Annotated in this window: 11 protein-coding genes; 6 read left to right on the top strand and 5 right to left on the bottom strand. The window is 39.9% G+C overall.

The window, feature by feature from the left end; translation table 11 throughout:
• Window positions 1–208: 208 nt before the first annotated feature.
• The 3 genes from J8M01_RS15335 to J8M01_RS15325 form a co-directional block, all read right to left on the bottom strand.
• The gene (locus J8M01_RS15335; RefSeq protein ID WP_211058580.1) at window positions 209–973 is read right to left on the bottom strand and encodes a basic secretory protein-like protein; all 765 of its coding nucleotides are present in this window, start codon (window positions 971–973) and stop codon (window positions 209–211) included.
• Window positions 973–3,324: a GH92 family glycosyl hydrolase gene (locus J8M01_RS15330; protein ID WP_210994922.1), complete on the bottom strand. Its 2,352-nt coding sequence runs from the start codon at window positions 3,322–3,324 to the stop codon at window positions 973–975. The genes J8M01_RS15335 and J8M01_RS15330 overlap by 1 nt, the downstream gene beginning before the upstream one ends.
• 157 nt (window positions 3,325–3,481) lie before the next feature.
• Window positions 3,482–4,750 (bottom strand): sugar MFS transporter, encoded by a 1,269-nt coding sequence (locus J8M01_RS15325; RefSeq protein WP_210994921.1) that lies wholly within the window; start codon window positions 4,748–4,750, stop codon window positions 3,482–3,484.
• A 134-nt stretch (window positions 4,751–4,884) separates the two neighbouring features.
• On the opposite strand from J8M01_RS15325, the gene J8M01_RS15320 reads away from it, so the two are divergent.
• The 6 genes from J8M01_RS15320 to J8M01_RS24000 all read left to right on the top strand — a co-directional run bounded on the left by J8M01_RS15320 (window position 4,885) and on the right by J8M01_RS24000 (window position 13,830).
• On the top strand, window positions 4,885–6,075 hold the full coding sequence (locus J8M01_RS15320; protein ID WP_211058579.1) for an AGE family epimerase/isomerase: 1,191 nt from the start codon (window positions 4,885–4,887) through the stop codon (window positions 6,073–6,075).
• Complete coding sequence (locus tag J8M01_RS15315; protein ID WP_211058578.1) at window positions 6,075–7,019, top strand: carbohydrate kinase; 945 nt, start codon at window positions 6,075–6,077, stop codon at window positions 7,017–7,019. Before J8M01_RS15320 ends, J8M01_RS15315 begins: the two co-directional genes overlap by 1 nt.
• A gap of 136 nt (window positions 7,020–7,155) precedes the next feature.
• Window positions 7,156–9,324 (top strand): tetratricopeptide repeat-containing sensor histidine kinase, encoded by a 2,169-nt coding sequence (locus J8M01_RS15310; RefSeq protein ID WP_211058577.1) that lies wholly within the window; start codon window positions 7,156–7,158, stop codon window positions 9,322–9,324.
• 190 nt (window positions 9,325–9,514) lie between these two features.
• The gene (locus tag J8M01_RS15305; RefSeq protein ID WP_211058576.1) at window positions 9,515–9,847 is read left to right on the top strand and encodes a hypothetical protein; all 333 of its coding nucleotides are present in this window, start codon (window positions 9,515–9,517) and stop codon (window positions 9,845–9,847) included.
• Between the two features lie 86 nt (window positions 9,848–9,933).
• Window positions 9,934–12,816 carry a VCBS repeat-containing protein gene (locus tag J8M01_RS15300; RefSeq protein WP_211058575.1) on the top strand — a complete coding sequence of 961 codons (2,883 nt, stop codon included), beginning with the start codon at window positions 9,934–9,936 and terminating at the stop codon, window positions 12,814–12,816.
• Between the two features lie 870 nt (window positions 12,817–13,686).
• A complete protein-coding gene (locus J8M01_RS24000; RefSeq protein ID WP_247671158.1) occupies window positions 13,687–13,830 on the top strand; it encodes a YdeI/OmpD-associated family protein in 144 nt (47 codons plus the stop codon).
• A 159-nt stretch (window positions 13,831–13,989) separates the two neighbouring features.
• On the opposite strand, the gene J8M01_RS15290 is transcribed toward J8M01_RS24000, so the two are convergent.
• Entirely contained in the window at window positions 13,990–15,306 is a 1,317-nt protein-coding gene (locus J8M01_RS15290; protein WP_211058574.1) for a leucine-rich repeat-containing protein kinase family protein, read from the bottom strand.
• 61 nt (window positions 15,307–15,367) lie between these two features.
• A complete protein-coding gene (locus J8M01_RS15285) occupies window positions 15,368–15,868 on the bottom strand; it encodes a YcgN family cysteine cluster protein (RefSeq protein ID WP_211058573.1) in 501 nt (166 codons plus the stop codon).
• Window positions 15,869–15,933 lie beyond the last annotated feature (65 nt).

Here is a 15,933-nt window from a genome sequence, read left to right as displayed (position 1 = left end):
AGCTTGATATCCCACTCTACCCATAATTAGCAAAAATGAGAGCATATGTCTCTTACTTATCGGACAATCCTTTTGATAGTTTAGTAAATTACTGATTTAGTACTGCATAAAATAATTAAAAATACAAAATAAAAAAGGTGAGCTAACTCACCTTTGATACAACAACACAACTTTTGTCCTTGCTAGGGGTAAGCAAAATCACAGTTGTTTACAATGAGTTTTGATATCTCTGCCAAGATTCAGTGAGTGATATTCCGGTCTTTTTAGAAAATAACGACCAGCTCCATTTTACTTTGTCATGCGGATCAAGCTGCGCATTGAGGTCAATCAACAAGTTCGGCTGATGGTTTTTTTCTAGCCAATACAGGTAGAAAGCTGTGGTTTTGTAACCACTATCGTATTGCCCGCCACGCTTACGATGTGAGAAATCAACGTAGCCGGCCTTAATTCTTACTACATCTGCAATGCCTTCAATCACGGGACCTATTTCTTGATAATTATGATCATCAAGCTGATAGGCATGCGCAATTTCATGATAGAGCACCCCAACTAATTCATCATACACGGCTTGCGCACTATTTTTAGCCGCAAATGTTGCAAAATATTGAGCACTTACATGAATTACCGCGCCATTGAAGTCACCTTCTTTATACGCCACTCCCTTCATATCTTCGAGTATTATACTTAGCGTTGGTAACTTTGGGGCTTTGGCTACATCACGGTATAATAATCGTGCGACATTATAGCTAATTTGTTGAATTAGTGTGCTATTCAAACTATCCCAATGCGTATTTGCTATTTTCGTTTTGCGTGTCAACGTAACTTTAGGTAAAGAAAATTTCTGCCAATGAATATCGCCTACATAGGTTACTGGCTTTAAAGATAACTCAACCTCTTTTGGCGCCGCCGCAAATAGGCTCGTGTTTAACAATAAAGCAAATCCGCTGACGATAATATTTAATCGATGTTTCATTATTGATACTCCGATAAAGCAGGTGGACGCGCTGTTATATTCTTACCCCACTGTTTATTAGGCTTGTTCCCCATTACATAGCGTAGCTCGCCACCGGCAACAATATCGTTATGTGTTAAGTAATTCCGAGTAAACGCCTTACCATTTAACGTCACTGATTGGATATATTTATTTTGCTCACTCAATCCTTTTGCAAACGTCGTAAATGATTTATTTCCCGCCAGTTTCAAAGTTACCTTTTCAACTTGCGGTGCGCCAATTGCATAGCTTAAATCGCCCGGAGATACAGGGTAAAAGCCCATCGCCGAGAAAATATACCAAGCAGACATTTGCCCGACGTCATCATTTCCAGCTAAGCCATCCGGTTTATCTGAACTCAATGTATCCATTATCTGACGTATACGCTCTTGTGTGCGCCATGGCTTACCTGCATAGTTATATAGATATGCAATATGGTGGCTAGGCTCATTTCCATGTGCATAATTACCAATAAGGCCCGCAATATCCTCATGTTCTTTGATCATCTCATCTGACAAATGGGTATCAAACAAAGCATCTAGCCGTTGCTCAAACTTTTCATCTCCTCCCATTAAGTCAATAAGTCCAGCAACATCTTGTGGTACATAGAAGCTATATTGCTTTGAGTTTCCTTCTGTAAATGGCCCCATGTACTTAGCCTCAAATGGGTTAAAGTCTGGATTCCATTTACCCGCACTGTCTCTGCCTCGCATATAACCTGTTTCTTGGTTAAACACATTTTTGTAACTCATAGCACGTGCAAAGTACTCTTTTGATAATTCAGTTTTACCCATAGATTCAAACAAACGTGCTATTGCATAATCATTATATGCATACTCCAGCGTAATCGAAACAGATTCGGGTAATACGTCCATGGGTACATAACCAAACTTTTTATATTCGGGAATAGCGTCATAAACAGGATTGTTTGCTGTGCTTAATATGGCCTCAACTGCTAAGTCAGTATCAAAATCTCGTATTCCTTTCAAATAGGCATCAGCAATGACAGATACGGCATGGTAACCAATCATTGTCCATGTTTCATGTGCATGGAATGACCAAATAGGTAGCATCTTTTCATAACTTTGCTGGTAATGTACTAACATAGACTGGATCATCCCCGATACCCGCTCTGGCGCGATATATGTAAGCAGAGGATGTAATGCACGATATGTGTCCCACAGCGAAAATAACGTGTAATGCTCAAACCCTTTCCCTTCATGGATTTCACCATCAACACCTCTATACTGCCCATTCACATCTTGATAAATACTTGGTGCTTGTAGAGTGTGGTAAAGTGCGGTGTAAAATTGACGTTTTTGTGCCTTAGTTCCTTCAACATCTACTTTGTCCAAATGCTCTGCCCATTGCGCCTTAGCTGCTTGGCGAGTTTTGTCAAAATCCCAGTCAGGGATCTCAGCTTTTAGATTCTCCAGTGCGTTTGAACGACTCACTGCGGATAACCCTACTTTAATGTAAAGTGGTTCACCTTTAACATCATTAAATGATGCAACAAATTTTACAGCCTTTCCCGCTGTTTGCTTAACAGCTTGGTTTTCGATGGTTGAGTGCTTTTCTTTGCCTAAACACCCCATACAGCGATAACGATTGTTATCTTCATTAATAAACTTATATTCGCTAATTGGCTTCGAAAATTCTATCGCAAAGTACATTTGGCGGTTGCGTGCCCAGCCATTAGTAGCACGATAAGCGACCAAGGTATGGTCATCTACTTTGCGTAAATCGCTCCAAATCACTTTATTCTTGAAATTGTAAATTGCTGCGGTTAGATCAAACATAACATGACCTTTGTCAGCGCTATTAAACGTATACTTATGCATACCGACACGCGTGGTCGCCGTTACTTCTGCCGTGACATCATAATCAAGCAGCTCAACACCGTAATATCCTGGTTCTGACCATTCTTTATCATGACTAAATCGCGAACGATAACCTTGTTCAGGGTGACTGGCTGTCCCCGCCGAAGTTTTAATATCGCCCGTCATCGGCATAACCAATAAGTCACCTAAATCAGAGTGACCCGTGCCTGAAAAATGGGTATGGGAAAAACCAGTAATAGTATGGTCATCATAATGATAGCCAGCACAGCGTTTATAAATCTCTGACTGTTGAGACTCGCCGCGCATCGGGTTATCTGTATCAGGGCTCAGTTGCACCATCCCAAAAGGTACCACGGCACCTGGAAATGTGTGACCATCGCCACCAGTACCAATAAATGTATCGACCCATTGGGTATTACTCGTATCTTTTGAATTTGCTAACGCACTTGTTGCAGTAACTGCGATTGCGAAAGCCCATACTGAGCGTTGCATCTGCCTCTCCTTTATTATTAAACTTCTTTGGATCGTTCCAAGGTAATTTATACTACACCGATTATGAATACGTATTCAATACAATTGCGATAGAATTTTGTTAACAGATATAAAAAAGGCAAGCGAATGCTTGCCTGATCACGATAAGTCAGTGATCTTAGCTTACCTTACGCGTCCAGCGTTCTGATAATTTAACCACGTTAATGGCATACCAAGCAATATAAACATAACATATCGCAGGGATAATAAAGCTAAGCTGGATGTTAACAAAGTCCGCAAATAAACCTTGCAGTAACGGTACGATTGCACCACCAACTATCGCTAAACATAACCAACCTGAGCCTTTACTTGTTAACGATCCTAGCCCTTCAATCGCAATTGAAAATATCGTCGGAAACATAATAGAGTTGAATAAGCCGATGGCAAGTACAGACCACATAGCAACAGTACCATCCGTTAATATCGTCACAGCGAGCAAAATGACAATACATATAGTATTAAATAACAATGCTTTAGAAGGAGCAACCTTTTGTAAGGCAGCAGAACCGATAAAGCGACCAATCATTGCCCCGCCCCAATAATAACTGATGTATTTAGCTGCCTCATGCTCAGCAAGACCTGCAATGTGCCCTTCAGAAAAATAATTCACTAAAAAGCTACCAATTGCGACTTCAGCACCCACATAACAAAAGATCGCAACGACACCCATCACTAAGTGGGGGGCTTCTAACAAGTTATGCTCTTTCACTTTACAGTCTTGTTCTTCAGTATGAGCGGTGATCTCTGGTAATTTCAAAAAGGCAAACACAACTGCGATAGTCAATAGCGCAGCTGCTAACATTAAATACGGCACTTTAACTGCGTCCGCACCAGCTTCAGCGGCCAATGCTCCGGCCCCACCAAATAACAAAAACCCACCAACTGCTGGCCCTATTGTTGTACCTAATGAATTAAGTGCCTGTGCGAGATTGAGCCTACTCGAAGCCGTTTTTTCTGGTCCAAGTGCCGCGACATATGGGTTCGCAGACACTTGCAAAACAGTGATCCCAGCAGCTAACACAAATAACGCACTTAAAAAGAGCCAATATTCGTGCACCACAACAGCGGGGTAAAACAATAAACACCCTATTGATGCGACAATAAGGCCGCTCAACACGCCATTTTTATAACCAAACCGCTTTACTAACATACCAGCAGGCAATGAAACGATGAAATATGCACTGAAGAAACAAAATTGAATCATCATCGCTTCTGTGTAACTAAGGTCAAATACATCTTTTAGACGCGGTATAAGCACATCATTTAAAACCGTAATAAAACCCCATAGAAAAAATAAGGTCGTCATAGCGGTTAAAGGCAACGCATAGTTTTGGTTTTGTGCGCTTCCACCAGCGATAAAGCTTTGGTTAGTATTAATTTCACTCACAAGAGATACTCCATTAAAAGGGATAGCCAGATTCTACACACTGTTACAAGAAAATCACAAATGTTTTATTGGATCGTTCCATATTTTTTTAAATAATGATAAAGTAAATTATCATTATATTTTTGGAGCGCCGGATGCCACAAGACTTTAGAAGTGCCGATTTTTTGCGTGAGCACATCAATACTACCATGAAATTCTATCACCCAAATTGTATTGACCAGCAAGGTGGGTTTTATCAATTCTTTAATGACGATGGTCATGTGTATGACAAACACACGCGTCACTTGGTATCGAGCACACGTTTCGTATTTAATTATGCAATGGCTCACATAGACCAGCCAAATGAGTGTTACTTCGAACAAATAGTTAGAGGGATAGCGTATTTAGAGGACATTCACAAGCAAAGTAATGGAGGTTATGCCTGGTTGATTGAGCACGGCGTAGCCAAAGATACGACCAACCATTGTTATGGATTAGCATTTGTTTTATTGGCTAATGCGGTCGCACTTAAAGCGGGTTTAAATAGTGCACTCACAACAATCGAGCGCGTATGGCAGCTGCTTGAAGAAAAATACTTTTTGCCAGAACACAAATTGTACCTCGACGAATACGATGGTGCTTTTCACAATGCTCACCCTTATCGTGGACAAAATGCTAATATGCATATGTGCGAAGCGTTACTTATGTGCTTTGAAGCCACAAATAATAACAAGTTTTTAACTCGCGCCTATGACCTTGCATACACAATGACGGTCGAAAAAGCCGCACTAGCCAATGGCCTCGTCTGGGAACATTACAATGCAAACTGGCAAATCGACTGGAACTACAACAAAGACGATCCAAAACATCTATTTAGACCTTGGGGGTTTCAGCCAGGTCACCAAACTGAATGGACCAAGCTATTACTGATCTTGCACCGCCATAAAAGTGAGCCTTGGATGGTTTCGACAGCAAAATCATTGTTTGATTCAGCTTTAGAGCATGCCTGGGATAAAGAGCATGGCGGAATCTGTTACGGTTTTGCCCCTGATAATAGCGTTTGTGATGGAGACAAGTATTTCTGGGTACAAGCAGAGAGCTTTGCAGCCGCTGCCCTGTTAGCTTTAGAAACAGGTGAGAATAAGTATTGGCAATGGTACGACAAAATTTGGCAATACAGCTGGGAACATATGATCGACCATACTCATGGTGCATGGTATCGTATCTTAACGCAAGACAACCGCGCATATAGCGATGAAAAAAGTCCTGCTGGAAAAACGGACTATCATACTATGGGGGCCTGTTATGAGGTCTTACGCGCCTATACATTAAAAGAGCAAGTATAATGAGTGTTGTATGTTTTGGGGAAGCCCTTATCGATTTTTTGTCTAACGGTCAAACCCCTGAGTCATTTACCAAGTTCGCAGGTGGTGCTCCGGCAAACGTAGCAGTAGCCGTTGCAAAACAAGGCATTAGTACAAGCTTTTGTGGCATGTTAGGTAATGACATGTTTGGGGAATTCCTTAACCAAGAATTACAATCCCATCAAGTAAATACTAAATATTGTTTATTTACTGATAAAGCCAAGACCGCCCTCGCCTTTGTCTCTTTGGATCAAGATGGTGAGCGTAGCTTTAATTTCTATCGTCCGCCCGCAGCAGATTTATTATTTAGAATCGATGATTTTAATCCTGAGATGTTTCATGAGCATAAGTTAATACATGTTTGCAGTAATAGTTTAACAGAGTCAAATATATATAAATCAACAATCTATGCCCTTACTCAAGCCAAAAAGCATGGCTTAACGACCAGTTTCGATATGAACTTGCGAGTCAACCTGTGGTCGTCTTTAAATCATACTATCGAGCGTCTATGGCATGTTATTTCATTAAGTGATGTTGTGAAACTAGCAAGAGAGGAGCTTGAGTTTTTAAATCAGCATAGCCATGCAGGCCATCCAAAAACCACCACAATTGATGCTATCATGAAAGCAAATGTAAAGTGCCTAATTATCACAGATGGTGGCAACGACATTCAGTATTTCACTAAAAATGGACATGGCCGAGTGACACCACCCGCCGTGCAAGCAATTGATACAACAGCAGCCGGTGATGCTTTTATGGGTGGGCTTATTGCGCAACTTATGGCTAAACACGAGCATAAAACGGCTATTACCGACCCTAAGTTATTAGCGCAATTTATCAAGCATGCAAGTCGTTGCGGCGCATTTGCAGTGACTCGAAAAGGCGCATTTTCAGCCTTGCCGTCACGGGACGATATTAAAACATAAACACGCACAGCGTAATTAAGCTAACTCAACTAAGAGTTAGCTTCGACCTATTTCTAACTGAGCTCCTTGTTTTCTAGCCACACAGCTGAATTTAATATATTCTAACTTGTCTATCGACGATTAATGAGTTTCAAATTTGGCAAGGGTTATATTCTGTTTATTATTTTGGGTAAATGCAAGCTTAGCCATAGAACAGAGTACGCTTAGTACGCAGTTACTCCACGCCCACACCTTGCATAATCACCTTGATCGCATTGAATTTCTAAATTCGATAAATACACATATTAGCGAGTCCAAGAACTTAGAGCTGAAAGTTGACTTTACTATATTGTTGGCTAAATCGCTGGACAACACCGGGCAAGGGAATCAAGCACTACACATTCTTGAGCAAATGCTGTTACAGTCGCAAGAAAATACCTTACAGCATGCAAAGACAAGGCTTGCATTGGGTAAGATACTCTATAACAACCACGATTATGCAGCCAGCGAAACCCACTTTAACAATGCACTCATCACGGTCAAAAAATCAGCCGATTTTACTCTACATACCAAAGCAATTAACGATATAGCGAATTTGTACCACAACACTGGTCGCTATTACGAGGGAATAAATTTAATAAACCGCCATCTAAGTAATTTTGAAGCACAACTCACCCCTGATTTACTCCCAGAGCTATATCACAGTATTGCAAGATTACTTGAGCAAGTCGATCAGATAAAGTTGGCGCTCATGTATAAGCTAAAGAAATTCGAAATTGAAACGTCACTTGAGCTAAATGACAATGAAAAGGCCGGTACCCTGTATGCTATAGCTGTATCGTATTCTGACATCGGCCAATATGAAAAAGCGGTAAATTACTTTAAACAAACGTATGAAATAGACAAAAAATCAGGGGATTTATCTCACATGGGGCATAGCCTGACCCAACTCAGTTTCAACATCCACAAATTAGGTGATCAAGACACAGCGAAACGCTATGCTTTAAAAGCAATTGATGCATTTAAAGCAAGTAAAAGTGAGCGCAATGTCGCGTGGGCACAGCATAATTTATCACTCATACTCACCGCACAAAATAAGTTAAAAGATGCACTCAAACTTCAAACTGATGTTGTCAACGTTGCAAATAAAGCCGAAGGTGACTACCACCTTAAAAATAGAAGTTTACTTCAACTAAGTCGCATACATTATTTACTTGATAATACACAACAGGCAAAACACCTTGCCAAACAGGTATTAATACAAGCACAAAAGCATGATTTTAACCTGACCCAAATTGCTGTGGTTAAAATGTTAAGTGAATTATCAGCGAAAGAGCATAACTACATAACTGCGTATCAATGGCAAAAACAGCTCTCGGAGCTCGAAAAGCGATACGCAAGTACAAACCTTGATAAAGAATTGGCTTATGTACAAAACTCGTTAGAGTCTCTAAATAAAGACATCTTAATCAAAAATAGTCAATTAGCCCACTCTAGCACACAAGCTAAGCTAACGAACTCTCAGAATCATGCGCTGATGATATTGCTGGCACTGGTTCTAATCAGTATGATTTTTGTCATTTTCTTTTTGCGAAGTCACAGTAACAAAACATTACTCAGCCAAAAAAACGCCTATTTAGACCAAATTCTTTTACAAAGAAACAAATTATTTTCTCAAATCGCTCATGACTTAAGCACCCCTATCACCGCTGCGAAACTGCAACTAGAAGCCATGCAATATAATATCTCTCCAAGAGATGATGAAAACTTAGAGCGGCTTGATAATAAATTGGGTGACATCAACTGTTTAGTGAATGACTTAGCTGGTATTGCATTACTTGAAGAAGCGACCTTTAAAGTAGCATTAGAAAAACAGTGTTTGTCAGAATTTTCAGCGCAACTTGAAACAGAGTTGCCTATGCTAATCACACAACATACATTCGAATATCGTTTCACTAATTTAGTTAATATTGACGCAGTATACATTGACCCTGTACGGATCCGTCAGGTTATTTCTAACTTACTCAATAACGCCATTAAATATACCCATCAACCCGGCACTATTGCGGTAAAGCTAAATGTAACTAAAAAATCATTCGAGCTAATTGTTGAAGACTCTGCACCTACAATCAGTAAACAACATTTGCCTCATATTTTTGACCACCTCTATAGAGCACCGAACTTAGCGACGACCAACACTTCAGGTCACGGGATCGGATTGGCGATAGTCAAACAAATTGTCGCTCTTCACAAAGGTGACATTAGCGCAGAACAAAGCTCGATGGGAGGGGTCAAAATAACAATCTGTCTACCCCACACGCCATAAACTAGCACTAGATCTCTTTTATCCAGTTATAGACTAATAGGACGAATACTTAGTGTGTTTACATAGATTGCGGTTGTGTTTCCGGAATGTATTTTATTCCAAGTATGCTATTATTGCGGGCTGTTCAGTAAAGACTTAAGGGACTCTTACTTTTTAAGCTAACGAGCCCAAAAACATAAAAATGTTTACAATGAAACTATTTATACTTGCCTCTATTACCTTATTGCTTAGTGTTCAGGCGTTTGCCTCAGTAAAGTCATCAAGTTCTAGTACGGTAAAAACGGTGATTACATATTCACAACATGGTGGTAGAGATGTCGTTTTTAAAATTAGTAACTCGGAAATCAGTTGTGCTGATGGCTATTGGCTTAAAAAACCAGCCCCTGGCTTTGAGGCTAATTTAAGTGTACTTTTATCTGCTTACCATTCAAAATCACCCGTGATCGCTCGTGGCCATGATGATCAGATCTGGAAGGGTTCTACGGGTAAATACTGTTTACTTTATTCAATTGAGCTCATATAACTGGACTTACCAAACCATTGACTTAACACATGAAAAAAGGTACTTTCTCACCAGTTTTTTTTTGGATAAATAAATGGAACTTAAAGATGTTTTCAATTAAAAATAAACTTCAGCTGGTGTTTTCCGGTAAAACAATAAAAGTTATATTGAATTTACCTATTAAGGTATCAAACTCTATATTTATTCTTTTTTTCTCTTTTTATTCTTTTGCGAGTCAAAGTTTGACTGGCGAACAACATAATCCAACAGCTGAACAAATTAATTTAAATTCGAATGTGCGAAACCTAGACTGTGACATCCAAACATTCGAAAAATTGCGCAATGTACCACACGGTCAAGACATGATCGTTCAAAACGATACGCTGCGTGAATGCCGAGCGTTATCTGCCCTAAAAAGAATGACAAAGCTCGACAATAAAACGCTGCCAGCTACAGAGGGAATGACATATTTATTGCAAGCCAATTCAGTCGATATCACCCCCCCTGAATTCAAAGGGATTGAATTTTCCACAAATAACGTGGATGTAACCACTGGCGAGCAAACAATTACAATTAAAGTCTATGTATATGAAGCTCAATCACAGCCAGGACGACTCAGTATTGAACTACAGGCGCCAACAGGAACCCCTAGCAGTCACCAAAAATTAATCAGATTCGATTCTTACTCAAATGCAGACTGGCAGCCAACTGATACCGCGGGTGTATACAGTCTAGAACGCACGGCAAGATTCGATAATTCATATGTTTCGGGTACATGGAATGTTAGTATCGGTACAATTTCAGATGCTCAAAACAACTACTCCTATGAAGGCATCTCAACGGCTCAACTCTCTAAGTTGGGTTACAACCCTTACATTCATATTACTAACCCTCATGCGGTCGACGTTACGCCCCCAGAGTTTAGAGGGATTGAATTTTCTAATCATGAGATAGACGTATCATCCGGCAAACAAACAGTGACTATTAAAGCTTATGTCTACGACGAACAGTCTAAACCAAGGCTGTTATGGGCATCCTTGTACCCGCCTGAAGGAGTTAACTATGTAAAGCAAAGAAGCTTAAACTTCCATGAATATTGGGGGACTGGTTGGATAGCCACTGAGTTGAAAGGGGTATATAGTCATGAACTCACAGTGACATTTGATGAGTCAGATGGCGCCGGAATATGGTATATGAATATTACATCAGCTTATGATGCTAACGGCAATATCAACGACCTTGCTTTATCCGAGTCAGATTTAGTCAAGTTGGGCCACAACCCCTATATTAAAATTATTAATTCCAACCAGATTGATAACACAGCACCAGAATTTAGAAGTATTGAGTTTTCAACAAATGAAATCGACTTATCTAGGGGCCAAAGTACCATTTCAGTCAAAATAGCTGTCTATGACGCACATTCCCAACCAGCTGATATGGGTGTTAATCTTATTCCCCCATCAGGTGTCCCTGATTCTCATAGAAAGGGAGTTAGATTCAGTCGGAACTCGTGGCAACCTACTGACACTGACGGGCTATTTACCAATGAAGGAACGGCCACATTCAGTCACCTAGACGCAAATGGGGCCTGGAGTACAGAAATCACATATATTATGGATATCAATGAGAACTTTATGCCCGGTGTTTCTACGTCACAACTCGCAAACCTTGGCTTCGACCCCCTTATAAAAGTAAACATCTCCGAAAAGGATGTTAACGACCTAATGTTATCAGTAGAAAACAATACTAACGATCCCATAACCCATTCAAATAGCGCTATTTTTAAAGTAGCAAACAAAAATTTCCTATCAGTTCCTACTAGAATTGTTTTTAATTTTAACTTATCTGAAGGTTTGAGAGATACTTCGTTATCTATATCTGGGGTGTCAGTTTCGACACAAGCATGCTCTATTCGTGATCAAATCGGTAAATGTGATATTGTGTTGCCAACTGACTGGGAAACTGCTTTTTTAACCCTAACTTATGCAAGCGAATCCAATCAAGAATTATCTATATCGGGTACTGTTGAATCTCGCTTTGCTGAATCCAATTTCGATAATAATAAAGCGGTATATCGAATTGCGGCGGGTATTAACAATGACATAAACGGCGATGGTACCGCCGATGTGTTATGGCGTAATTCTCAACAAAGTCGTAATCTATTGTGGGTTATGGACGGCACTTCAGTATTACAAAACAAAGAACTCAGCGCGGTAGACGATGCTTGGGATATTGCCGGCCAAGGGGATTTTAATGCCGATGGTACATCAGACATTTTATGGCGTAATAATAAAACCGGGCGTAATTACATTTGGCTAATGGAAGGTGGAGCTTTATCTAAACATCAAGCAGTGAATACTCTCGCCGACTTAAGTTGGCAAGTCAAAGCTGTCGCCGATTTTAATGGTGACAACCGAAGCGATATTCTTTGGCACCATCAGCAAACCGGGTTAACTGCCATTTATTTGATGGATGGCTGGCACATTCAAGCCCGTGAAACAGTTAAACTCGTTGATGATTTGAACTGGAGTGTTGGTGCCGCTGCTGATGTGAATGCGGATGGTAAAACGGATCTGATATGGCGAAACTCTGCCACTGGCGAAAACCATATCTGGCTAATGAACGGCACCAATATTGAAAATGAACATGTCTTAAATATCGTATCAACTGAATGGGAACTCGCTGGGACCGGTGATTTAAACTCAGACGGTACTGATGACATTATTTGGCGAAACTCCCTAAATGGTAGAAATTGGGCGTACTTAATGCTTGATAGCAAAATTGAAACTAGCGCTTTAATCAATACCGTCAATAGCCTTGACTGGAAAATTAAGTCCATTGCTGATTTTAACGGCGATAAAAAAGCGGACATATTTTGGCATAATCAACATACCAACCAAACCTATATTTACTTTATGGACGGTACTCAAGTTGCCACTAGCATAGAATTAGACCGAATGAACAGTGCTTGGCAAGCTGTTGGTAAGTAATTAGTCGTCATTAATAGCAATTAATGACTATTTCAGGGGGTTGTATAAAGTGTGGTTTATCATTTACTTTGTTCGCAATTGCATTGTTATATTTTGTAAGTAATATCAACATAAGTAACAACGCAACTGTTTCAGTAATCGAAACCACTCTCCCCCTGCAAAGCCTCGTGTCTGTATCACTGCACGCACCGGACGGTCATGCGATCGACGTCATAATATTGCCATCATAGATAAATAAAATGACCTCAAAAAAACAGCCAAAAGCAGCTGATGCGACCAGCAAGTATTCTGGTAGCACTAAGCAAAAGGTTGAACGACATACATGATAATAATGCTCAATCTTCCAAGATACTAACTTGACGCAAAACAGTAGCACCATTCTCTTAAAAAATGTCCTCTGATAATTTATGGCGTTTTTTAGAATTTTGCTGTATTTCCAGACCTAGTAGCCATCAACTATAATTTGTAAAAAAGCGGCTTATTTTTACTCCAGCTCCACTAAATACTCAGACATTCGTAACATTAAAAGAGCTTATGATATAGCTTGGAAAAAACCATGGTTCTAAGCATGAACTCTGGGGGAAAGTATACAAAAAACATAGACGTATCAATAGTGTTACATTGAATAATGTTGTCATGGAGATACTATGTTGGGGTTGGATCAACGGTGTAAAGAGATCACTTGGTAACCAAGCTCACCTTCAGCGCACAACATCCAGAATGCCAAAAAGCCGATGGTCGAAACGTCATGTAGAGCATACACAACGTTTGATAGCTGATGGCAAAATATAAGATTTAGGGCTTGAACACCTGCAGGGAGCTAAGACCGATGGTCGTTGGGATAACGCTTATACAATAAGCGACATACAAATGACCGCCGACTTTCTAGCTAAAGTAGAAAAGCGGCAGACTGTTAGACAAGTTTATAATACATTGAATAATTCTAGCCGCAATATCATCGCGCATGGGCTAATAAGCGCAAAAAAGGCAGAAACCAAGCTAAGATGGTTTTAGAAATTCATGAATATGCTAGTCAATAAACAGAAGCCTATACAAACTGCTCTTAATTTAACACACCAAAAACTTATTATTTTTAAGCTTTCGGTCAGTATAGCAAGCGACTATCAAAGTTTATTCTCTAAAAAATCATCGCTTTTTATCAAATACAAACTGTTATTCTGAACCCAAAATACCCACTAGATCTAAAAATTTTGGTCTGTCTTTCAACACATTTGAAGTACATGACGCAACGATTTTCGCCAACTTTAAATAAGTCTCTTTGTACTTTTCATCGTTATCGCTACAAACCTGTAGTAAATCCTCAACAAAATATCCAAATGCTCTTACCTCTATTGCTTGCACTGTATCTCGTTGGTACTCACTTAAATGGTGTAACTGGCTCGCAGCACCAAAATCACCAAACAATAAGTGATACTGACCGTTTATGAGAGAATTATGCGCATAAATATCTCCATGACTCACGTTATTCTCATGTAAATGCGCTAAGACCGACGCCATTTGTTGTGCTAATTTATATATGTTACTAATATGGTGTGCGGTTTCTGAAGTAAATGTATCTCTCGTACAAGAACTTAAACTCGGGGGTAGCCCAAGGTTCCGATATGAGGAAGGGATTAATTCCATAACCATACCAAGTGAAGGTACTGCGTTAATTTGCGCTAACGTTTTAACAAGATTCGAATGTACCCCGGCATTCAAGCAGCAATCTAATTCATCTTGAGGGTAACCATCACTGGTAATATCGCCTTTAAACAATTTTATTGCTACGGTGCTTTTACCTTCCACCTGAGGTTTAGCTAAAAAGATTTCGCCCGACGCACCTTCACCTAACTTTTCTTTAAGCTCGAATTCCGCCAGTTTGTTTTTAGGAAATAAAGTAAGTGCTTCACTTCGAGGCCCACAAACCGGGTTACCCGAAAATGCGAGCCAGGCAAGTTTAGGTAAGTTAAATAGCCAATTGGGCAAGGTATTTAACTTATTTGCTGATAAACGAACCAGTTCTAACTCGTTACAATTCGCCATTTTAGCAGGTAACTTCGTCAAGCGGTTTCCAGCCAAAGCCAGCTTCCTAAGCTGTGTCAGCTGCCCCATTGAATCGGGTAATTCAGTTATTTCGTTGTCTGTCAAAATTAACCAACGTACGCTAGGAGGTAAACTATATTCTGCTACTTTCGAAATTTTATTCCCTTTGAACGCGATCATCTCAAGGTTTTTACACTGCCCAAGTACCTCTGGTAGCTCTGTGAATTTATTATTTGACAAAAAAACGATTTTCAAATTATCTAACTGCTTAAATTCAGGTGGCAGTGATGATAATGCATTATTTGATAGATCAAGTATCTCTAAAGACGCTTTTAAGTCTAAAATCTCATGTGGAAATTCAGTTAAATCTTCCACTATTTTCAGTCGTTTCACGGGTCCAATTTCGTTGTTTTTTAGGGTATTTAAGCTGTATTGTGCTGAAAGCATGGGTCTGTATTCTTTTACTGTTTAATTATTTGTTAAATCAACTTCATTTCATGAAGCACGCCTAGTCACAATCAAATTGTGGCCAATCTGCTATGTAATCTTCGAAATCTGACTCTATGTTCACGATATTATCTTTCGTGACTCTGCCCTTGGCGCTGATCCCCGCTTGGTGCATTTTGGTTTTATCTCCTTCATTAAGCAGAGGATGCCAACTTGCAAGACCTCTACCTTCATACAAACGGCGATAGCTGCAGCTTTGTGGCATAAAAAATATGTCTTTGAGGTTTTCTTTTGTCAACTTTACACAAGATGGCACAAGCTGCTGTCTTTGTTCGTAGCGTGTGCAACCACAAGTATGCTCATCAATATACTGACACACTAAGCTCGTATAAATAAGCTCTTCACCTTCTCTTAGAAAGTCAGTACTTTCAAATTCTTCATCTTCATCACTATCAATGAAAGAGTGTAAACAACATTTCCCACACCCATCACAGATAGATTCCCATTGCTGCTGTGTCATATTTTCAAGGCTTGTTGAAAGCCAAAACGGTCTTTTAGTCACGTATACATACACTACTTCTGATTGCCCCAAGCCGCGATTTTACGCAACATCAGCCGTTTAAGCAA

Source organism: Pseudoalteromonas sp. MMG005, from assembly GCF_018101015.1.
GTDB classification, from domain to species: Bacteria; Pseudomonadota; Gammaproteobacteria; order Enterobacterales; family Alteromonadaceae; genus Pseudoalteromonas; species Pseudoalteromonas aurantia.
Note: the sequence above shows the minus strand (reverse complement) of the source record. Positions and strands in the feature narration are given on the sequence as shown.